The sequence below is a fragment of the Rhodoblastus sphagnicola genome, assembly GCF_002937075.1.
Lineage (GTDB): Bacteria > Pseudomonadota > Alphaproteobacteria > Rhizobiales > Beijerinckiaceae > Rhodoblastus > Rhodoblastus sphagnicola.
In genome coordinates this window covers 25899-46409 of record NZ_NHSJ01000057.1, presented here as the reverse complement: position 1 = coordinate 46409, position 20511 = coordinate 25899, and the positions used below count along the sequence as shown (strand labels likewise).

Annotated in this window: 15 protein-coding genes; 12 read left to right on the top strand and 3 right to left on the bottom strand. The window is 65.2% G+C overall.

The window, feature by feature from the left end; genetic code table 11:
• Positions 1–52 precede the first annotated feature (52 nt).
• The 8 genes from CCR94_RS08905 (at position 53) to CCR94_RS08870 (ending at position 8882) form a co-directional block, all read left to right on the top strand.
• A complete protein-coding gene (locus tag CCR94_RS08905; RefSeq protein ID WP_146089925.1) occupies positions 53–880 on the top strand; it encodes a xanthine dehydrogenase in 828 nt (275 codons plus the stop codon).
• 14 nt (positions 881–894) lie between these two features.
• Positions 895–1761, top strand: coding sequence for a ModD protein (gene modD, locus CCR94_RS08900; protein ID WP_104507517.1), 867 nt, complete (start codon positions 895–897; stop codon positions 1759–1761).
• A 336-nt stretch (positions 1762–2097) separates the two neighbouring features.
• Positions 2098–3927, top strand: coding sequence for a nif-specific transcriptional activator NifA (gene nifA / locus CCR94_RS08895; RefSeq protein ID WP_104507516.1), 1830 nt, complete (start codon positions 2098–2100; stop codon positions 3925–3927).
• Between the two features lie 132 nt (positions 3928–4059).
• Positions 4060–4818 (top strand): 4Fe4S-binding leucine-rich repeat protein, encoded by a 759-nt coding sequence (locus CCR94_RS08890; RefSeq protein ID WP_104507515.1) that lies wholly within the window; start codon positions 4060–4062, stop codon positions 4816–4818.
• A 348-nt stretch (positions 4819–5166) separates the two neighbouring features.
• Positions 5167–6018: an electron transfer flavoprotein subunit beta/FixA family protein gene (locus CCR94_RS08885; RefSeq protein ID WP_104507514.1), complete on the top strand. Its 852-nt coding sequence runs from the start codon at positions 5167–5169 to the stop codon at positions 6016–6018.
• A 26-nt stretch (positions 6019–6044) separates the two neighbouring features.
• Entirely contained in the window at positions 6045–7160 is a 1116-nt protein-coding gene (locus CCR94_RS08880) for an electron transfer flavoprotein subunit alpha/FixB family protein (RefSeq protein ID WP_104507513.1), read from the top strand.
• A gap of 10 nt (positions 7161–7170) precedes the next feature.
• Positions 7171–8478, top strand: a complete 1308-nt coding sequence (locus CCR94_RS08875) for an FAD-binding protein (protein ID WP_104507512.1) — start codon at positions 7171–7173, stop codon at positions 8476–8478.
• 104 nt (positions 8479–8582) lie between these two features.
• A complete protein-coding gene (locus CCR94_RS08870) occupies positions 8583–8882 on the top strand; it encodes a ferredoxin family protein (protein ID WP_104507511.1) in 300 nt (99 codons plus the stop codon).
• A 61-nt stretch (positions 8883–8943) separates the two neighbouring features.
• On the opposite strand, the gene CCR94_RS08865 is transcribed toward CCR94_RS08870, so the two are convergent.
• Complete coding sequence (locus tag CCR94_RS08865) at positions 8944–11040, bottom strand: putative Ig domain-containing protein (RefSeq protein WP_104507510.1); 2097 nt, start codon at positions 11038–11040, stop codon at positions 8944–8946.
• 145 nt (positions 11041–11185) lie between these two features.
• Here CCR94_RS08865 and CCR94_RS08860 point away from each other — a divergent pair, with 145 nt between their 5' ends.
• From CCR94_RS08860 to CCR94_RS08850, 3 genes are all read left to right on the top strand, one after another.
• Positions 11186–12592: a coniferyl aldehyde dehydrogenase gene (locus CCR94_RS08860; RefSeq protein ID WP_104507509.1), complete on the top strand. Its 1407-nt coding sequence runs from the start codon at positions 11186–11188 to the stop codon at positions 12590–12592.
• Positions 12593–12673: 81 nt separating this feature from the next.
• A complete protein-coding gene (locus tag CCR94_RS08855) occupies positions 12674–15811 on the top strand; it encodes an efflux RND transporter permease subunit (RefSeq protein ID WP_104507508.1) in 3138 nt (1045 codons plus the stop codon).
• Entirely contained in the window at positions 15808–16992 is a 1185-nt protein-coding gene (locus CCR94_RS08850) for an efflux RND transporter periplasmic adaptor subunit (RefSeq protein WP_146089924.1), read from the top strand. The genes CCR94_RS08855 and CCR94_RS08850 overlap by 4 nt, the downstream gene beginning before the upstream one ends.
• Before the next feature lie 165 nt (positions 16993–17157).
• Here the strand turns inward: CCR94_RS08850 and CCR94_RS08845 are convergent, their stop codons facing one another.
• Entirely contained in the window at positions 17158–18453 is a 1296-nt protein-coding gene (locus CCR94_RS08845; protein WP_104507625.1) for an O-acetylhomoserine aminocarboxypropyltransferase/cysteine synthase family protein, read from the bottom strand.
• A 259-nt stretch (positions 18454–18712) separates the two neighbouring features.
• Between CCR94_RS08845 and CCR94_RS08840 the strand changes: the two genes are divergently transcribed.
• A complete protein-coding gene (locus CCR94_RS08840; protein WP_104507506.1) occupies positions 18713–19765 on the top strand; it encodes a HoxN/HupN/NixA family nickel/cobalt transporter in 1053 nt (350 codons plus the stop codon).
• A 98-nt stretch (positions 19766–19863) separates the two neighbouring features.
• Here CCR94_RS08840 and CCR94_RS08835 read toward each other — a convergent pair whose 3' ends face one another.
• Positions 19864–20505, bottom strand: a complete 642-nt coding sequence (locus tag CCR94_RS08835; RefSeq protein WP_104507505.1) for a hypothetical protein — start codon at positions 20503–20505, stop codon at positions 19864–19866.
• Positions 20506–20511: the final 6 nt, after the last annotated feature.

Here is a 20511-nt window from a genome sequence, read left to right as displayed (position 1 = left end):
CAACCCGGACAAGAAGCAAAAGCGTTGCGGGTGGGGTTTTGAGGGGGCGGCCATGAACGCGACTTCCTTTCCATATTTTGTTTCAGCCAATGACGCCGATGTGGCGGTGATCCTGGGAACCAATGAAATCGCCTCGGCGCTGGCCGTGAAATTGCGCAAGTCCGGCTACCACGTCATCCTCAGCCACGAGCCCTGTCCTCCGGTGCTGCGCCGGGGCATGGCCTTCGACGACGCCCTTTACGACGACCCTTGCGAACTGGAGGGGGTCAGCGCGCGCCGCGCCGAGGACGCCGTTCATCTCGCCGAAATCGCCGCCGAACCCGCCTGCGTCGCGGTGACGCCGCTGCACTTGAGCGATCTCTTGGCGTTGCGCCGCATCCAGGTGCTGATCGACGCGCGGCTCAAACCCACTTCCGCCACGCCCGACTACCGCCGCTATGTCGGCCTGTCCGTCGGGCTGGGCGGGCATTTCATCGTCGGCGAAAACTGCGATCTCACCTTCGAGGCCGCCCCGGCCTATTGCGCCGCGCTCAATCATTGCAACGTCAGGCAGCCCTGCGAGAGCGGCGACGCCCCCGACGATCCCGCCTTCGCGGTCGCGCCGGGGCGCGGCGTCTGGCACACGGCGCTGGACATCGGCGCAACCGTGACCAGCGGCGATCTGCTCGGGCGCATCGGCGAGTTTTCGGTGCGCGCGCGCCTGGACGGCGTGCTCGTCGGCCTTGTCCGCGACGGTCTGGCGCTGCCTGAAGGGTCGCCTCTGGCGGAGATCGCCAAGGGAAAAACGGCGGCGCGCGGCCTCGACCCCCATGCGAAAATCCTCGCCAAAGCCGCGCTCACGGCTATAAAGGGCGCGGCGAAACGCCGCGCGCCCAAATAGCCCCGACGAGTGTGATGGTATCCTTCTTCGACTCCGATCTTGAACGCCTGCTGGCGGACGATGTCCCCCATGGCGACCTCACCACCGATCAACTCGGGCTGGCCGGCGCCAGCGGCCGCATGGATTTTCGCGCGAGGGGGCCGATGGTGGCCGCATTGGTCGAAGCCTCGGCGCGCCTCCTCGAAATCGCCGGCGCGCGGGTGACGCTTTCCGCCCGAAGCGGCGACCCGCTCGCGGCGGGCGCGGAGATCCTGTCCGCGCAAGGCCCCGCCCCGGCCTTGTTGCGCGGCTGGAAGGTGGCGCAGACCCTGATCGAGATCTGGGCCGGCGTCGCCAGCGCGGCGCGCGACATTGTCGAAGAGGCGCGCGCGGCGGCGCCCGACATCTGTGTCGCCTGCACGCGCAAGAACACGCCTGGGACCAAGAAATTCGCCATTGCGGCGGTGGAGGCCGGCGGCGCGGCGATGCATCGGCTCGGCCTGTCGGAAACCATACTGGTGTTTCCCGAACATCTCGCTTTCCTGCCCGGCGTGACCTTGGTAGAGGTCGCGACAAGGCTGCGCCGGCGGGCGCCGGAGAAGAAACTGGCGCTGGAGGCGAAAAATCTCGACGAGGCGCTGGCCGCCGCCCGCGCCGGCTTCGATCTGATTCAGGCGGAGAAATTTTCTCTCGCGGACATTTCGCGCTTGGCGGAGGCGCTGCGCGATCTGCCCAACCGACCGCTGCTGGCCGCCGCCGGCGGCGTCAAACGCGACAATGCCCGCGCCTATGCCGAGGCCGGGGCCGACATTCTTGTCACGTCATCGCCATATTCCGCCCCGCCCAAAGATGTGGCGGTGACCTTTGTCGCGGATTGTCAGGATTTTCGGCAGTCCTGTTGAGCGCCTTTGTTCATTATGCGACAATTTTAGGCGTGGACGGGGCGTGGCGCCTGTTTTTTGGCGTTTCCAGCGTCGGCGCCCGAGGCTATCTTTGTCGCATGTCAGACGCCCCTGGGAAACCTTCGGGAAACCTTGCAAGGCCGTGGATGTGACGCCTTCCGTCCATGCGCCCGGCGTAACCTTCAACCAGAAGACGGTGATATGGGCCTGGCGCATATTCCCGATAAATTGTGCGCGGTTTTCGGAACAGAATATGTGCAACACCAATGAGCTGGAGCCTGGTCGGTGAACCGGGGTTCACCGACCGCGTTCCAGCCTGTCATCGGGAGCCGAACCATGGGTTCAGCTGAAAAAGTTGTCTTCGAGCCTGCCTACAAGGATGTCGCTCTCGCCGGCGTCTATGAAATCTCCAAAATCCTCACCGGCGCGCAATCGCTCGATCGCACGCTGGGCGCCGTCATCGCCGTCCTCGCCTCGTTCATGCAGATGCGGCGCGGCTTCATTCTCGCATTGGACGAGGACGGCGAGCCGGAGATCACCGCCTCGTCCGACGCCTCGGCCAAGGGCGGCGGCGCAAAAACCCTGCTGCCGCAAAAGGTGATCGACCACATTGTCGCCACCGGCGTGCCGATGGTGATCGAGGACGTGTCCACCCACCAGTATTTCACCGGCACGGCCTATCGCCATCTGCTGCCGCCGATGACCAAGGTGAGTTTTCTCGGCGTGCCGATCAAGGTGGACGGCGTCGCCAAGGGCACGCTCACCGTCGATCGCGAATGGAACAACAAGCTCGACTTCCGCCTGGAAGACGACGTGCGCCTGCTCACCATGGTGGCCAATCTGATCGGTCAGGCCATGCGCATGCACGCGCTGATCGCCCGCGACCGCGATCGTCTGATCAAGGAGCAGCACCGGCTGGAAAAGGCGCTGGTCGAGGTCGGCGGGGCGTCAAAACCGGCGAACGCGCCGCGCGGAAAATTCGATTTCATCATCGGCGAAAGCCCGGGGATAAAAACCCTGCTGCAAAAGATCGAAATCGCAGCGCGCTCCAACGCCACCGTGCTGCTGCGCGGCGAAACCGGCGCCGGCAAGGAATTGTTCGCCCGCGCCGTGCATGAAAACTCGCCCCGCGCGAAATGCGCCTTCGTCAAGGTCAATTGCGCGGCGCTGCCGGAAAGCGTGATCGAATCGGAACTGTTCGGTCATGAGAAAGGCTCGTTCACCGGCGCCGTCAGCCAGCGCGCCGGACGTTTCGAACTCGCCGACGGCGGCACCTTGTTCCTGGACGAGATCGGCGAAATCTCCGCCTCGTTCCAGGCCAAACTTTTACGCGTGTTGCAGGAGGGCGAGTTCGAGCGCGTCGGCGGAGCCAAAACGCTGAAAGTCGATGTGCGCATTGTCTGCGCCACCAACCGCAATCTCGAAGAAGCGGTGGCGCGCGGCGATTTCCGCGCCGACCTTTATTACCGCATCAATGTGGTCACGCTGCTGATCCCGCCGCTGCGCGAGCGTCCGGGCGACATCAAACTGCTGGCGAAAAGGTTCTTGGACGCCTTCAGCCGCGAAAACGGCCTGGACAAGAGCTTTGCGCCGCCCGCGCTGGAGCGGCTGTCGCATTGCGCCTTCCCCGGCAATGTGCGCGAGCTGGAAAATTGCGTGCGGCGAACCGCGACCTTGGCGGGCGGAGCGGAAATCGTCGAGGCCGATCTCGCCTGCGCCCAGGGCTGTTGCCTCTCCGCGACGCTGTGGAAGGGGCATAACGCGCTGACCGGGCTGCACAACCAGCCGACGCCGCAACCGGGCATGCCGCCGATCACCGCCAGACCGACGCCCGAGCCCTACAAGGCGGCGCCCGAGCCTTACGCGCCCGCGCCGCCGCGTCCTCCGGCGCCGGAGGCCTATGTTCCGGAGCCGCCGCTTGAGCCGGCCCTCTCGCCCTGCGCCGAACATGCGGCGGACGCGCTGGAGCGCGGCCTGCCGATCGACTGCCCCTCGCCCGATCATTGCCCGGTGGTCCACCCCGGCAAGAGCGAGCGCGAGCGGCTGATCGAGGCGCTGGAGAAGACCGGCTGGGTCCAGGCCAAGGCGGCCCGCCTGCTCGGCCTCACCCCCCGCCAGATCGGCTACGCCCTGCGCAAGCAGAACATCGACATCAAGAAGTTCTGAACGTACGCGGCGTCCGCCATTTGTACGCAACGGTGCGTTTTCCCTCTTCCCGCGCGAGCAGGGAGAGGGAATTGGCGCGTTCCCCGTTTTGGCGCAAGCCTTGCTTGAGTTTTCACGCAAATGAGGCGTGGAATGACTTTGTCCGATGAAAACGAAGCGGCCGAAGATTGGACCGGCCGCACCTTTTCTTGTCAGGATTGCCTGCATCAGAAATTGCGGGAAGGCGGGCGTTGCGTGCTCGGGCGCATCTGCGTGCGCGACAAGCGCGCGCGGCGCATCGACAGTTTCTTCTCCAGCAATCCCGAATATGCCGGCGACTATCTCGACCACCTCTATTTCGAGGTGCGGGCCTTGGCGGCCAAATACGCCAATCCCTTTCAACTCACCCGGCTGATGAAGGATCCGGAGGCCGAGGTCCGCGCCGTGGCGGCGCTGAAACTCCCCCTGCCCCGCGTGCGCGACATGCGCAACGACAAGAGCAGCGCCGTGCGGCAAGCCTGCGCGCTGCGGCTGGAAGGCGCCGACCTCGTCGCGATGGCGGGCGACGACGACGATCAGGTCCGCTTCGCGGTGGCGCGCCGGCTCGATCCGGCGCTGCTGCCGATGATGCTCGACGATCCCGCGCCCAACGTGCGCCGCGCGGTCGCCGCGCGCGTCCCGGTCAACCGGCTTTATGTCCTGTTGAAGGACGACGACGCCTTGGTGCGCCGCGCCGCCGCCGAACGCTGCGCGCCGGAAGCCCTGGCCATGCTGGTGGAAGATCCCGACCTGCGGCTGCGCTTCGTGGTCGCCGACCGCGCCCCGCGCGAGGTGGCGCTCCGGCTGGTCAACGACCCGGATGAGGAAGTGGCGCGCCGCGCGCGCGAGCGGCGCGACGAGACGACGAACTGACGCCAGCTGTCGCACAGTTCATTGACGCGCTTGCGCTGCACGCCCATCGCCCGCGCCGGCGCGCCTATCGCAAAGCCCCCCAGGGGCGCATCATGGCCGTGGCGAGAACGGCCATGACGGCGGGCGACACGTCCGACGCGCGCAACGCTTTCATCCAACAAGCCTGTCGCAAGTGTGACAGCTTGGTTGCCTCTCTCGCGCGCCTGTTGCGCCCGGCCCCGCCTTTTCCCCGGATTCCCAGCCCATTCAGAAATTTCCCCCGACTGGTACGGAGCTTGCGACGCGGCCCCCGAACGATTGCGCGAAGCTTGGTCCCCAACAAAGCGGGCCGATCCGCCGGAGGCGAATATGCATTTTGTCGTCTGTATCAAACAGGTCCCGGACTCGGCGCAGATCCGCGTCCATCCGGTCACCAACACGATCATGCGGCAGGGCGTGCCGACGATCATCAACCCCTACGACCTGTTCTCGCTGGAAGAAGCGCTGCGCTGGCGCGACAAGGTCGGCGGCGAAGTCACCGTGCTGACCATGGGCCCGCCCATGGCCTCGGACTCGCTGCGCAAGGCGCTGACCATCGGCGCCGACCGCGCCGTGCTGCTGACCGACCGCTTCTTCGCCGGCTCCGACACGCTCGCCACCTCCTTCGCCCTGTCCGCCGCGCTGAAGAAAATCGGCGAAACCTTCAGCAAACCCGACATCGTGTTCTGCGGCAAGCAGACCATCGACGGCGACACCGCTCAGGTCGGCCCCGGCGTCGCCAAGCGCCTCAACCTCGAACAGATCACCTATGTCTCTGGGATCAACGAGGTCGATGGTGAGAACCGCACGGTCACGCTGGAGCGCCGCTCCGAAGGCGGTGTGCAGGTGCTGAAGACCAGCCTGCCGGCCATGATCACCATGCTGGAAGGCTCCAATGTGGTGCGGCGCGGCCGCATCGACGACGCCCTGCGCGCGGCCCGCGCCGAAATCATCACCTGGAGCGCCAAGGACGCCGGCATCGAGGACGTCACCATGTGCGGCCTGCGCGGCTCGCCGACCGTGGTGAAGAAGGTGTTCGCCCCCACGCCCCGCGCGGAAAAGGCCGCTCTGGTGGAAGTCGGCGCCACGCCCGGCGACTCCGCCGAAGCGCTGATCAACGCCATTTTCGCCAAATCCCCGAAGATCGAGGACGACCTCGTCAAACTCGCCTCCGGCTTCTGAAGCCGCCAAAGATTTAGGAGCTGACCATGAGCGATCCGAAACCAGCGCCCAAAGCGGCGCCCGCCGGCGGCAGCCGCGCGACGATGAAGAAGGAGTTGCCGGAAAAATTCCGCAACCACAAGCACGTCTGGGTGTTCATCGAAATGGAGCGCGGCGTGGTCCATCCCGTCTCGTTCGAACTGTTGGGCGAAGGCCGCAAACTCGCCGACAAGCTCGGCGTGGAGCTGGCCGGCGTGGTGCTGGGCGCGCCCGGCGCCGATGTCGCGCACGCCTGCAAGGAGTCGTTCGCCTATGGCGCCGACCTCTGCTACACCATCGAGAACCCGGTGCTCGCCGATTATCGCAACGAGCCTTATTCCAAGGCGCTGACCGCGGTCGTCGAGGCGCACAAGCCGGAAATCCTGCTGCTCGGCGCCACCACGCTCGGCCGCGATCTCGCCGGCTCCGTCGCCACCACGCTGCTCACCGGCCTCACCGCCGATTGCACCGAATTGAACGTGGACGACGACAAGTCGCTGGCCGCGACGCGCCCGACCTTCGGCGGCTCGCTGCTCTGCACCATCTACACGCTGAACTTTCGCCCGCAAATGGCCACGGCGCGTCCGCGCGCCATGGCCATGCCGGAGCGCCAGGAGGGCCGCGAAGGCCGCATCGTGCCCTTCGCGGTGGACCTGCGCGAAGACGACATCATCACGAAAATCCTGTCGTTCATCCCCGACCGCGATTCCAACAAGACCAACCTCGCCTTCGCCGATGTGGTGGTGGCCGGCGGCATGGGCCTGCAAAGCCCGGAAAATTTCCAACTGGTGAAGAACCTCGCCTCGGTGCTCGGCGCGGAATATGGCTGCTCGCGCCCGCTGGTGCAGAAGGGCTGGATCAGCTCCGACCGCCAGATCGGCCAGACCGGCAAGACCATCCGTCCGAAAATCTACATCGCCGCCGGCATTTCCGGCGCGATCCAGCATCGCGTTGGCGTCGAGGGCGCCGACCTGATCGTGGCCATCAACACCGACAAGAACGCGCCAATCTTCGACTTCGCCCATCTCGGCATCGTCACCGACGCGATCCGCTTGCTGCCGGCGCTGACGGAAGCCTTCCGCAAGCGCCTGTCGCCCCATTCCAAGGACCGGTTGGCCGGCTAAGGAGACGAAAATGATCGAGGAAAAATTTGACGCGATCGTGATCGGCGCCGGCATGGCCGGAAACGCCGCCGCCTTCACCATGGCCTCGCGCGGGCTGAAAGTGCTGCAATTGGAGCGCGGCGAATATCCCGGCTCGAAAAACGTGCAGGGCGGCATTCTCTATGCGGATATGGTGGAAAAGATCATCCCCGAATTCCGCAACGAGGCCCCGCTGGAGCGCCGCCTGATCGAGCAGCGCTTCTGGCTGATGTCCGACAACGCCCATACGGGCATGCACTACCGCAACGACGACTTCAACGAAGAGAAGGGCAACCGCTACACCATCATCCGCTCGCAGTTCGACCGCTGGTTCGCCAAGGAGAGCCAGGCGAAAGGCGCGATCCTGCTGTGCGAGACCACGGCGGTGGAGCTGATCCGGGACGGCTATGGCAAGGTGATCGGCGTGCGCACCGACCGCTCCGGCGGCCCGATCCACGCCGATGTCGTGGTGCTGGCGGAAGGCGTCAACGGCCTGCTCGGCACGCGCGCCGAACTGCGCCCGCGCCCGCAGGCTTCCCAGGTCGCGCTCGCCGTGAAGGAAATGCACTTCCTGCCGGCCGAAGTGATCGAGCAGCGCTTCAACATCAAGGGCGACGAAGGCGTGGTGATCGAGGCCGCCGGAACCATTTCCAAGGGAATGGCCGGCATGGGCTTCATCTACACCAACAAGGAGAGCATTTCGGTCGGCCTGGGCTGCCTGGTGTCGGATTTCGCCGAGAACCAGACCTCGCCGGCGCAACTGCTCGACCTGTTCAAGAAGCATCCGTCGGTGGCGCCGTTGATCGCCGGCTCGGAAGTCAAGGAATATGCCGCGCATCTGATCCCGGAGGGCGGCTACAACGCCATCCCCAAACTGTTCGGCGAAGGCTATGTGATCTGCGGCGACGCCGCCCAGCTCAACAACGCCGTGCATCGCGAGGGCTCCAACCTCGCCATGACGTCGGGCCGCCTCGCCGGCGAAGCGATCTTCCAGATCAAGTCGCGCCGCGACCCCTGCACCGCGCAAAACCTGTCGCTGTACAAGAAGCTGCTCGACGACAGCTTCGTGATCAAGGATCTGAAGAAGTACAAGGACATGCCGGACCTGCTGCACACGCAGGCCTCCAACCTGTTCCTGACCTATCCGCAGCTCGTCGCCAAGGCGATGGAGAATTTCGTCCGCGTCGACGGCACGCCGAAGATCGAAAAGGAAAAGAACACGTTTTCGAGCTTCCGCAAGACGCGCGGCGCCCTCGGGCTGCTCGGCGACGCCGTCCGTTTCGCGCGGGCGTGGCGCTGATAATGTTCTGCGCCGATGGCGCAGAACTTGCGTAACTTTCCATAACGGACGCGCCAACGGGACAAACCCGACAGGCGCGTCATTCCAGATCGGAGGAGTCTCACATGGGCATTGAGGCGCAGTTCCAGAAGGTCGAAGAGAAACTCTACCAGAACCGCTATCTGGTCGACGCGGGACAGCCGCACATCAAAATCGCGCCGCATGAAAAACCGTCGAAGAACCTGCTGGCGATGACGCACCTCTGTCCGGCGGGCTGCTACACCGAAGCCGAATCCGGCCAGGTCGAGCTCGCGGCCGACGGCTGCCTGGAATGCGGCACCTGCCGCGTTCTGTGCGAGGAGAGCGGCGAAATCACGTGGAACTATCCGCGCGGCGGCTACGGAATTCTGTTCAAGTTCGGCTGATCCGCTGGCCGAAACAGAAAAAAGCCCCGTTCTCCCTGGAGAGCGGGGCTTTTGCTTGTCCTCAGGCCGCCGGCGCGAGCATGTGCAGCACGGCGGCGGGATCGACGGCGTGCGGCTGCGGGTTGAAGAAGCCGCCCGACCCGGAGCCAAGCATCCCGGCGACCCTGGCCGCGCTTGAGGAAATGGTGAGATTGAAGGTCTCGGACGCGGCGGCGCCGCCCGTGTCGGTCGCCGTCACCTTCAGCGCGTAAGTTCCGGCGGCGCTGGGCGCCGTGCCGGAAAACAGCCGCGACGCCGCGTTGAACGACAGCCATGTCGGCAGCGCCGAACCATTGCCCTGCGTCGCGCTGTAGGTCAGCGCCTCGCCCTGCGGATCGATGAAGGTGCTGGCGGAGAGGGCGAGGCTCACGGCCTTGCCGATTGTCACCGTCTGGTTGGCGGTCTGGGCCGCCAGCCTCGGCGCGGCGGGCGAGGCGATGGCGACGGAGATGGTTTCGCTGGCGGCAAGCCCGGCCGAGTCCCTGGCCGTCACCACGATGCTGACGGCGGAGGCGGTGGTCGGCGCCGCGCCGGAAAACACGCCGGTCGAGGCGTTGAGCGACAGCCAGCTCGGCAGCGCCGTTCCATTGGCCTGGGTCGCCGAATAGGTCAGGGCGAGGCCGACCGGATCGACAAAAGCGCCCGCGACCGAGAAGGTGGTCGCCTTGCCCTTCACGAAACTCTGGGTCGCGGTCTGGCTCACCAGCATGGGCGCGAGCGCGCCGCCGGCGCTGTCCGTCATGATCCAGTCGCCCGCCGCCTGCAAGGTCGCGAGGCTCACTTCAAAAGTGGTGTTCCAGTATTGTCCGCTGGCGGAACCCCAGGGATTGCGGACTTCCAGCAGGCCCGTCTTGGTGTCGTAACCATAGATCGACATGGCGTGGCCGGCGACCAGCGTCTGCTTGCCCAAGGAATCGTAAGCGTTGGTGTAGGAGCACAGGATCACGTCGTCATGGGCGTTGAGGTCGGCGATGAGTTCGTTCAGCAGGGTCGAGCCGGACTGGTTGGCGACATAGCTCGTGACGGAGAAGCTGGCGTTGAGATTGTAGCCGACCCAGCCGGAGCTGGAGCCGCCGAACTCCTGCAAGACCTTGGCGCCGGTCAGGGCTTCGAGTCCGTAGATCGGATTGCCGCCATTGCCGATCGTGCTGTAGGAATTGCCGTAATTGACGCTGTTGCCGGTGTAGACGCCGCCGGCCTGCAATTGCGCGAAAGCCTTTTCCGCCAGGCTCGCCCACAGGTCCGAGGCGTGATTGAAGATCGAACCGCCATTGGCGAGCGCGCTGTTCACGGTCACATATTGCGCGACGCCGTTCTCGTACAAACGCACGCCGTAGGTTCCATTGCCGTTGTCGGTGAACATGGAGGAAACGAGGCTGGCGTTCTGGTAAACCACCTCGGCGGCGCTCGACAGGAAATAGCAGTCGCCGAGATAGCCCTGGTTGATGTCGTTCATGCTGGCGCCGCCCGTGGCGAACAGCGGCTTGTTGACGGTGGATTCGGTGACGCTGAACCGGGTCGAGCCCATCACCACGCTGCTGCTCGGCAGATCGGTCCCGAGCAGCCATTTGCCGGTGAGTTCGGAAACCTGCGTGGCGGTGGCGCCGGCGGCGAGATTGCCGAGCGCGACTGAAGCGGCGTTCCCGCCCGTCCAGGTGGCGTTGGCGGCGTTGCCATTGACCAAGGCGTTGAACGCATATTTCAGATAAGCCGAAGTCGAGACGCCGGTGTTGAGATTGGCGGCGATGGTTTTCAGATCGGCGAACTGGGAGGCGGTGAGCTTGCCGGAGCCGAGGTTCGTCGTGAGATCGGTCATCAGCTTGGCGAGGCCGGGCTCGGTCACGGCGCCATTGACGAGGGCCGCCTTCATGTCGGTGGCGATGGCGGCGTTGGCCAGCGTGTTGACCCAGGCGGGCGGAGTCGAGGTCGCCCCGACGACGGTTTTCACGCCTGTCGTGGCGCCGGTCCCTGCGGCCGTCGTCGCGCTCGCGGCGCTCGCGGCGGAGAACAGCAGCGCGCTCCAGTCGGCCGTCCCGGCCTGAAAGGCCGGCAGGACCGGCGCCGACGAATCGTCGTTCTGGCCGAACAGATTGCGGGTGGACGAAGAATTGGCTGACATGGAGCCTCGCGGGTCGCCTTAAACGGCCGGGTTGGGCCAGATACCCGATATCCGCCCGCGAGGCGTTAAAACCGCGCTCAAGCGCTGGCCGCCATTTTCGTAAAGGTGTAAACTGTTCGTTTAGCTTCCGGGGAGGAGCGCGCCGATGAACGAACAATCGATCGCGGCGATCCTGCATCGTCAAAGAGAGGCTTTTCGCGCCGGCCCGCCCAACCTCGCGCAAAGGCGCGAGACGCTGAAACGGCTCGGCCACGCCGTGAAGGCGAGCGCGGAAGAACTGGCGCAAGCCGTTTCGGCCGATTTCGGCCACAGGTCGCGCCATGAAACGCTGATGGCCGACATTTTCCCGGTCATCGCCGCCGCGCGCCACGCCCGCTTCCATCTGCGCCGCTGGATGCGCGCGCGAACAGTCTGGCCCGGCCTCGAACTCGCGCCGAGCCGCGCCCGCATCATGGCGCAGCCGCTCGGCGTGGTGGGCGTGGTCAGCCCCTGGAATTATCCGGTAAATTTGGCGCTGACGCCGCTGGTCGCCGCGCTCGCGGCGGGCGACCGGGTGATGCTCAAGCCCTCCGAACTCACGCCGCGCACGGCGGAAACGCTCAAGGAAATGCTCGGCGGACTTTTCCTTGAAGAAGAGGTCGCGGTCGTCCTCGGCGGCCCGGAGGTCGGCGCCGCCTTCTGCGCGCTGCCGTTCGACGCTCTGCTGTTCACCGGCTCGACCGAGGTCGGCCGCAAGGTTCTGGCCGCGACGGCGGAGACTCTGACCCCGGCGACGCTGGAATTGGGCGGCAAGTCGCCCTGCGTGATCGCGCCCGGCGCCGATCTCGCCCAAGCCGCCGCATGCATCGCGGTCGGCAAGCTGCTGAACGCCGGCCAGAGCTGCATCGCCCCGGATTACGTGCTGCTGCCCGCCGAAATAAAACCGATTTTTGTCAAGCTTTTCACCGAAACGGTCAACAAACTCTACCCGTCTCTTCTTGATAATGCTGACTATACGTCAGTCATTAGCGACGCCCATTACATGCGTCTGACGCGAATGGTCGAAGAGGCCAGGCAGAGCGGGGCGGAAATCGTCGTCATCGACCCGGCCAACGAAAATCCGCCGCCGTCCAGCCGCAAGTTCGCGCCGACGCTGATCCTCGATCCCTCGGAAGACCTGTGCGTGATGCGGGAGGAGATCTTTGGGCCGATCCTGCCGGCGCTCGGCTACCAGACGTTTGATTCCGCGCTCGATTTCGTCAACGCCCGCCCCCGGCCCCTCGCCCTCTATTATTTCGGCCCGGAAGACCGGAACCTGCGGCGCCTGCTCGCCGGCGCCCATGCCGGCGGGGTCACGGTCAACCAGACCATGAGCCATTTCGTCGCCGAAAACCTGCCGTTCGGCGGCGTCGGCCCCTCCGGCATGGGCGCCTATCACGGCGAGGCCGGTTTCCGGGCTTTCTCCCATGCAAAACCGGTCTTGCTGCAAAGCCGCCTCGACAGCCGTATCCTGCTGCGTCCGCCCTATGGCAAACTGACCGAAGCCGTGCTGCGTTTCATGCTGCGGGGTTGAACGCCTCGGCCAAATCGACTAGCCAGTCAGAATTAAGCGCCTAGCCGGGTTCCGGCCGGCGCGCGGGGATCAGCGACACCTATGTGGATCGTCAGAATAGCGCTCCAGCGCCCCTACACCTTCATCGTCATGGCGCTGACGATCCTGCTTGCCACGCCCTACATGCTGCTGACGATGGCGACGGACATCCTGCCGGAAATCAACATCCCCGTCATCAGCGTGATCTGGAACTACACCGGCTTCTCGGCGCAGGAGATGGGCAGTCGAATCACCGGCCCGGCCGAACGCATCCTGACGACGACCGTGAACGACATCGAGCATGTCGAGTCGCAATCCTATAGCGGCATTTCCATCATAAAGATCTTCTTCCAGCCCGGCGCCAATATCGGGGCGGCCATCGCGCAGACGCTGGCGAGCGAACAGGTGATGGTGCGCACCCTGCCGGTCGGCACGCAGCCGCCGCTGATCCTGTCCTATTCGGCTTCGGCCATTCCGGTGACACAACTCGCCTTGTCGAGCGCGACCCTGCCGGAGCAGACGGTGTTCGACAACGCCACCAACGTCCTGCGCCCGCAGATCATCACCATCCCCGGCGTCGCCAGTCCCTGGCCCTTCGGCGGCAAGCAGCGCATCATCTCGGTCGATCTCGACAACGCCGCCCTGCTCGCCAAGGGTTTGGCGCCCGTCGACATCGTCAACGCCGTGAGCGCGCAAAACCTGATCCTGCCCTCCGGCACGGCGAAAATGGGTCCGACGGAATTCATCATCGGCCTGAACGGCTCGCCGACGGCGATCGAGGGTTTGAACAACCTGCCGGTGCGCACGGTCAACGGCGCCGTCACCTATTTGCGCGAAGTCGCCCATGTGCGCGACGGCTTCTCGCCGCAGACCAATGTCGTCAGGCTCGACGGCGTGCGCGGCGTGTTGCAGTCGGTCCTGAAAACCGGCTCGGCCTCGACCTTGCGCATCGTGGACAATCTCAAGACGACGCTGGCGCGCGCGACCAGACTGCTGCCGCAGGAGATCACGATCCGCAGCCTGTTCGACCAGTCGGTCTATGTGCGCGCCGCCATTTCCGGCGTGGTCAAGGAGGCGCTGATCGCCGCCGGCCTCACCGCCGCGCTGATCCTGCTGTTCCTCGGCAACTGGCGCGCCACCATCATCATCGCCATCTCGATCCCGCTGTCGATCCTGTCCTCGCTGCTGGCCCTCGACGCGCTCGGCGAAACCATCAACATCATGACGCTCGGCGGCCTCGCGCTGGCGGTCGGCATTCTCGTGGATGACGCCACCGTCACCATCGAGAACATCGAGCGCCACATGCATCTGGGGACCGGGCTCTACGACTCGATTTATGAAGGCGCGGGCGAAATCGCCTTGCCGGCGCTGGTCTCGACCCTGTGCATCTGCATCGTGTTCACGCCGATGTTCTTCCTGGCGGGCGTGTCGAAATTCCTGTTCGTGCCGCTGGCCGAGGCCGTGGTGTTCGCCATGCTCGCCTCCTACCTGCTGTCGCGCACGCTGGTGCCGACGCTCGCCCTGCTGATGCTGCGCCTCCCCACCGCTGAAACTGGCCGCGGCAATGTGTTCGCCCGCTTTCAAAAGCAATTCGAAGCCCTGTTCGAGAAGATTCGCGGCTTCTACGTCGTGCTGCTCAGCGTTTTGCTCACCCGCCGCCTCCTGATCGGGGGCGGCTTCGTGCTGTTCTGGACGGCGTCGCTCGGGCTTTATCTCACGCTCGGCCAGGACTTTTTTCCGGCGGTGGACTCGCCGAGCATCCGCCTGCACATGCGCGCCCCCACCGGCACGCGCATCGAGGAGACGGCGCGGATCGCCGACGAGGTCGACAGCTTCATCCGCACGCAAATTCCCGCCGAGGAACTCGATTCCATTCTCGACAATATCGGCCTGCCCTATTCCGGCATCAACCTGTCCTACAGCAATGCCGGCACCATCGGCACGCTCGACGGCGAAATCATGATCGCGCTCAAAGGCGAGCATCGCCCGTCGAGCGTTTACGTGAGAACCTTGCGCAAAAGCCTGCCGGAAAAATTCCCCGGCGTGGAGTTCTTCTTCCAGCCCGCCGACATCGTTTCGCAAATCCTCAATTTCGGCCAGCCGGCGGCGATCGACGTGCAGGTTCTCGGCGCCGATCTGCGCCAAAGTTTTTCGCGCGCGTCGGAGATCGCGCAGGAGATCCGCAAAATCCCCGGCGCGGTCGATGTGCATATCCTGCAACGGCTGGACGCGCCGAGCCTGCGGCTCGACATGGACCGCACCCGCGCCCAGCAGGTCAATCTCAACGCCAACAGCGTCGCGCAAAACGTCCTGATCTCGCTGTCGGGCAGCAACCAGACCACGCCGACCTTCTGGCTCGATCCGCGCAACGGCATCACCTACAACGTGACAGCGCAGACGCCGCAATATCGCATGAACACTGTCGATGACCTGCTGGCGACGCCCATTTCGGCGGGAAGCGGCGCGACGCCGCAACTCCTGGGCAATCTCGCCACCATAAGACCCGGCGCCGAAGTGGCGCTGATGTCGCGCTACAACCTGCGCCCGGCCATCGACATCTATGTCAGCATCGAGGGCCGCGACCTCGGCGGGGTCAGCGCCGAAGTGGAAAAAATCGTGGCGGACGCCAGGAGCAAACTGCCGCGCGGCTACGACATCGCCCTGCGCGGCCAGGCCCCGACCATGAAAAGCTCCTATCTGGGCTTGGGGATAGGCGTGCTCGTCGCAATGGTCCTCGTCTATCTGCTGATCGTCGTCAATTTCCAGTCGCTGCTCGATCCGCTGATCATCGTCAGCGCCCTGCCCGCCGCGATCGCCGGCATCGGCTGGATGCTGTTCCTGACGGGCACACCGCTTTCCGTGCCCGCCCTGACCGGCGCCATCATGACCACCGGCGTCGCCACGGCGAACTCGATCCTGCTGGTCTCCTTCGCCCGCCAGCGGCTGTCGCAGGGCCTCAGCCCCCTGTCGGCGGCGCTCGAAGCCGGCGCGACCCGCATCCGGCCCGTGCTCATGACCGCTTTCGCCATGATCGTCGGCATGATCCCGATGGCGCTGGGTCTCGGCGAGGGCGCGGAGCAGAACGCGCCGCTCGGCCGCGCCGTGATCGGCGGCCTGATCTTCGCCACATTTTCGACCTTGCTTTTCGTGCCGCTGGTGTTCGCCGGCGCCCATTCCTTCCGCCGCAGGACCGCGCCGTGACGAAAAAGAACCATCAATCCATGGGCCTGCAAAGCCCGGACGGCCAGATGCATCTGCCCAGGCGCAACGGCGCGGTGCGCGCCGCCAAAGCTTTCGCGCTGGTCTTCATCGTGATCCTCGCCTTGGGCGGGGCGCGCGTGCTGCTCGGTCGCGGCGCCGCGCGGGCGGCTCTGGAGGAACAATCGGCGCAGGGCCAGAAGATTTTCGTGAAAACCGTCAGCCCGGCCCTGAGCAAGAGCGCCAATGCGCTCACCCTGCCCGCGACTCTGCGCGGCGACAACGAAACCGCGATTTTCGCCCGCGTCAGCGGCTATGTCCGCGCTTTCGCCGTCGATATCGGCGCGAAGGTGAAGAAGGGGCAGGTTCTCGCCGAACTCGACACGCCGGAGCTGGACCAGCAGGTGGCGCAGGCCAAGGCGCAACTGGAGCAGGCCAAGGCCAATGTCGCGCTGGCCGAGGTGGCGTTAAAGCGCTGGAAAACCCTGTTCGCGCAGAATTCCGTCGCCAAGCAGGATCTGGACACCAAGCAGAACGCCTTCGACACCTCTGTGGCGCTGCAGAATTCGGCGCAAGCCTATCTGCGGCAATTGCAGGAAACCATGGATTTCAAGCATGTGCTGGCGCCGTTCGACGGCGTCATCACCGCGCGCAACGTCGATCTCGGCAATCTCATCACGGCGGGCAGCACCGGCTCCTCGTTGTTTTCCATGGCGCGGCCGGACCCGCTGCGCGTCTTCATCGACGCGCCGCAGGCCTATGCGGGGGGAATCAAGGTCGGCGACAAAGTGAACGTGACGCAGCCGGAAATGCCGGGCCGCGATTTCGCCGCCGAGGTCACGCGGATCGCCGGGGCGATCAATGTCGCGACGCGCTCGCAAACGATCGAACTGGCCCTGCCCAATCCCGATGGCGTGCTGACGCCGGGCGCCTATGTGCAGGTGGCGCTGCCGCTGCCGCCCAAGGGCCCGCTGTCGATCCCGGCCAACACGCTGCTGTTCCGCTCGGAAGGCCCGAGCGTGGTTATAGTGGACGCCGACGGCAAGGCGCATCTGCGCCCGATCAGCATCGTCAACGACCTCGGCGCCACGCTGGAACTCGCGGGCGGACTGACGCCGGAGGACAAGGTGATCATCAATCCGCCGGATTCGATTGTGGACGGGGATAAGGTCAGCGCGCAGTAGCGGCGTCAGTCCCCTCACGATGGCCGTGGTCCGAGACGGCCCCTTGCGGGGCCGCCGCGCCATGAGGGGTTTCTCTATGTAATCAAAAAGCAGCCCTCACCCCGAGGAGCCTGCGTCAGCAGGCGTCTCGAAGGGCGAGGGCGGTCCGTTCATGTGTCCGCGCGCTCAGCCCACCGCCTTCAGCGCCTGCGCCAGATCGGCCAGAATATCGTCGATGTGCTCAAGCCCGATCGACAGCCGGACATAGCCGGGCGAAGCGCCGGAGGAGAGCAGCGCCGCTTCGTCCAGCTGCGAATGGGTGGTCGAAGCCGGATGGATGGCGAGGCTGCGGGCGTCGCCGATATTGGCGACGTGATAGAACAATTGCAGCGCGTCGATGACCCTGCGCCCAGCCGTGGCGCCGCCCGCCAGTTCAAAACCGACCAGCGCGCCATAGCCGCCGCGCAAATATTTGTCGGCGCGGGCGCGGGCCTCGCCGGTCTGAACCGAGGGATGAATCACCTTGACGATTTCCGGTCGCTTGGTCAGCCAGGCGGCGACGGCGGTGGCGTTCTGGCAATGGCGCTCCATGCGCAGCGGCAGCGTTTCCAACCCCTGCAAGGTGATGAAGGAATTGAACGGCGAGGCGGCGGCGCCGAGATCGCGCAACAAAGTCGTGCGCGCCTTGATGATGTAGGCCACCGGGCCGATCGGCTTGACGGCCTGCGTCCACACCGCGCCATGATAGGACGGGTCGGGCGTGTTCAGCGCCGGCTGGCGTTCGGGAAACTTTTCCCAATCGAAATTGCCGCCGTCGATGATGGCGCCGCCGATGGCCGCGCCATGGCCGCCGATGAACTTTGTCGTGGAATAAACCACAATGGCCGCGCCATGGTCGAACGGCCGGCTCAGGATCGGCGCGGCGGTGTTGTCCATGATCAGGGGAACGCCAAATTCACGGCCGATCGCCGCGACTTCGGCGATGGGGAACACGGCCAGCTTGGGATTGGGCAGGGTTTCCGCGTAATAGGCGCGGGTGCGCGAATCGGTGGCGCGGCGAAAATTCTCGGGATCGGACGGATCGACGAAGCGCACCTCGATGCCCTGGTCCTTCAGCGTGTTGGCGAAGAGATTCCAGGTGCCGCCGTAAAGGTCGGTCGAGGACACCACATTGTCGCCGACGCGGGCGAGGTTCTGCACGGAGAAGGCGGAGGCCGCCTGGCCCGACGCCACCACCAGGGCCGCCGCGCCGCCTTCGAGCGCGGCCAGCCGCTGCTCCAGAATGTCGGTCGTGGGATTGCCGAGGCGGGTGTAAATATTGCCCAGCTCCTTCAGCGCGAACAGATTGGCGGCGTGTTCGGTGTCGCGGAACTGGTAGCTGGTGGTCTGGAAGATCGGCGGCGCCACGGAGCCGGTGGTCGGATCGGCGCGCCAGCCGGCGTGGAGAACGAGGGTTTCGGGATTTTTGCTACTGACCGCCATTGGTTTCCCCTTGTTTGCGGTGGTGTGCGAACGCATCGCCTTCATAGCGCAATATTCTACGTTTTTGATAGACTATTTTGTCGCGCCGCGCGAAAGCCATGCCCGCGCTGCAAAGCGTTTGTTCGCCGCCGAGAGGTAAATTGGCGCCTCTCCCCCGCCTCGCCCCCGCCAAACCCGCTGATTATCCGTGACGCCGCGCTGGCGCCGCTTTTGCTGAGCAGGTAATATAAATTCATAAGAACATCACAACGGGGCGGACATGCGGAACTGGAGCGCGCGGGTTTTCCGGGGCGAGGCTGGGCTTCTTCTGGCGGGGCTGAGCGGTGTCAATCTCGTCGTGTGGTCCTTGGCCTTCGCCGCCTTTTCCGACCGGCCGTCCCTGCTCGCCAGCGCCTTGCTCGCCTGGATGTTCGGCCTGCGCCACGCCGTGGACGCCGACCACATCGCGGCCATCGACAATGTCGTGCGCAAGCTGATGCAGCAGGGCCAGAAACCCTACGCCGTCGGCCTGCACTTCTCGCTCGGCCATTCGACCGTGGTGATCGTCGCGGCGGCGGCGCTGGCGCTGACCGCGAGCTTCGCCCAGCACGCGCTGGACTCCTCGGCCTTCGAGTCCTTCAAGACCGTCGGCGGCGCCATCGGAACCTCGGTCTCCGCCACGTTCCTGCTGCTGATCGCGGCGGCCAATCTGGTCATTTTGAAAGGCGTCTGGCGCGCCTTCCGCGCCGCCCGCGCCGGCGCTCCCGTCTGCGAGCAAAGCCTCGATCTGCTGCTGTCGGGCCGGGGTTTTCTCGCGCGCCTGTTCCGCCCGGCCTTCGCCTGGGTCGATTCGAGCTGGAAAATGTATCCGCTCGGTTTTTTGTTCGGCCTCGGCTTCGACACCGCCACGGAAATCGGCGTGCTCGCCCTCTCGGCCTCGCAGGCGACGCATGGCCTCACCTTCACGGAGACCATGCTCTTCCCTGCCCTGTTCACGGCCGGCATGACGCTGGTGGACACCGCCGATTCCAGCCTGATGGTCGGCGCTTATGGCTGGGCCTTCGTCAAGCCTCTGCGCAAACTCTGGTACAATCTCACCCTGACCGCCGCCTCGGTCGCGGTGGCCCTGTTCATCGGCGGCGTCGAGGCTTTGGGACTGATCGCGGAAAAACTCGGGCTTGAAGGCGCGGGCTGGGGTTTCATCGGCCAACTCAACGACAATCTCGGCGCGCTCGGCTTTGTCGTGATCGGCCTGTTCGCGCTGGTCTGGATCGGCTCGATGGCGATCTATCGCGCGCGGGGATACGACAATCTGTCGCGCGAGGCGGTTTAGAGCGCGATGCGTTTCCACGGAAACGCATCGCGCTCTAAGCTCTTTGTTTGCGCATGATCTTTTCCAAAAAACCGGTGTCCACTTTTTGGGATCATGCTCTAACGCTCGGGCGGAAAATCGAACAGGTCGCGCCGATAAATCTCGTCCACTTCGGAAAACGGCAGATTTTCGCGCGTGTAGAGCACCGCCCGGTGCTCGAACAGGTTTGCCGGGATCGCCAGCGTCGCCGCCTCTTTCGGCGCGGCCGCCGCCGACCAAAGGTTCATGGCGGCGAAGGTGCGGCGGTAGGGCTCCAGCGGCTTCACCACCTTGCCGAACGGCGTGTCCGTCGTCTCCAGCGCCTTGTTCATCTCCGACGTCAGCCGCGCCGGCACATAGAAATTATCGGCTTCCGACAACACATGGTCGCCGCAGCGCAGCCGCACATGGCGGTATCTGACCTTTTCGTCCGGCCCGACGCCAAGCCGCGCGCGCTGCTCGGGCGTCGGCTGCCTCGGCGGCGTGTCGGCGACCGGCTCCGCGACGATTTTCGCCTCCGCCGCCAGATGATGGGCGCCGCACCAGCGCTCCAGAACCGAAGTGGCGCTGCGCGCGGCGAGGATTTCGGCGTTGAGCCCCTGAATCAGCGCCTCGGCCTGCCAGCGATTGGCGGCGGTGTTGGGCCATGCGGCCTCCGCCGCGACCGGGGACGGCGCCAAGGCGCATGACAGCAGAAGGCCGAGGCCGGGATGAAGGCGCATGATGAT

Excerpts from the sequence above, each read along its gene's own strand:
- nifA (WP_104507516.1), top strand. The coding sequence starts at position 2,098 with ATGGGTTCAGCTGAAAAAGTTGTCTTCGAGCCTGCCTACAAGGATGTC.
- CCR94_RS08840 (WP_104507506.1), top strand. The coding sequence starts at position 18,713 with ATGCGGAACTGGAGCGCGCGGGTTTTCCGGGGCGAGGCTGGGCTTCTT.
- CCR94_RS08885 (WP_104507514.1), top strand. The coding sequence starts at position 5,167 with ATGCATTTTGTCGTCTGTATCAAACAGGTCCCGGACTCGGCGCAGATC.
- CCR94_RS08905 (WP_146089925.1), top strand. The coding sequence starts at position 53 with ATGAACGCGACTTCCTTTCCATATTTTGTTTCAGCCAATGACGCCGAT.
- CCR94_RS08875 (WP_104507512.1), top strand. The coding sequence starts at position 7,171 with ATGATCGAGGAAAAATTTGACGCGATCGTGATCGGCGCCGGCATGGCC.
- modD (WP_104507517.1), top strand. The coding sequence starts at position 895 with ATGGTATCCTTCTTCGACTCCGATCTTGAACGCCTGCTGGCGGACGAT.
- CCR94_RS08855 (WP_104507508.1), top strand. The coding sequence starts at position 12,674 with ATGTGGATCGTCAGAATAGCGCTCCAGCGCCCCTACACCTTCATCGTC.
- CCR94_RS08835 (WP_104507505.1), bottom strand. The coding sequence starts at position 20,505 with ATGCGCCTTCATCCCGGCCTCGGCCTTCTGCTGTCATGCGCCTTGGCG.
- CCR94_RS08880 (WP_104507513.1), top strand. The coding sequence starts at position 6,045 with ATGAGCGATCCGAAACCAGCGCCCAAAGCGGCGCCCGCCGGCGGCAGC.
- CCR94_RS08865 (WP_104507510.1), bottom strand. The coding sequence starts at position 11,040 with ATGTCAGCCAATTCTTCGTCCACCCGCAATCTGTTCGGCCAGAACGAC.
- CCR94_RS08890 (WP_104507515.1), top strand. The coding sequence starts at position 4,060 with ATGACTTTGTCCGATGAAAACGAAGCGGCCGAAGATTGGACCGGCCGC.
- CCR94_RS08860 (WP_104507509.1), top strand. The coding sequence starts at position 11,186 with ATGAACGAACAATCGATCGCGGCGATCCTGCATCGTCAAAGAGAGGCT.
- CCR94_RS08845 (WP_104507625.1), bottom strand. The coding sequence starts at position 18,453 with ATGGCGGTCAGTAGCAAAAATCCCGAAACCCTCGTTCTCCACGCCGGC.
- CCR94_RS08870 (WP_104507511.1), top strand. The coding sequence starts at position 8,583 with ATGGGCATTGAGGCGCAGTTCCAGAAGGTCGAAGAGAAACTCTACCAG.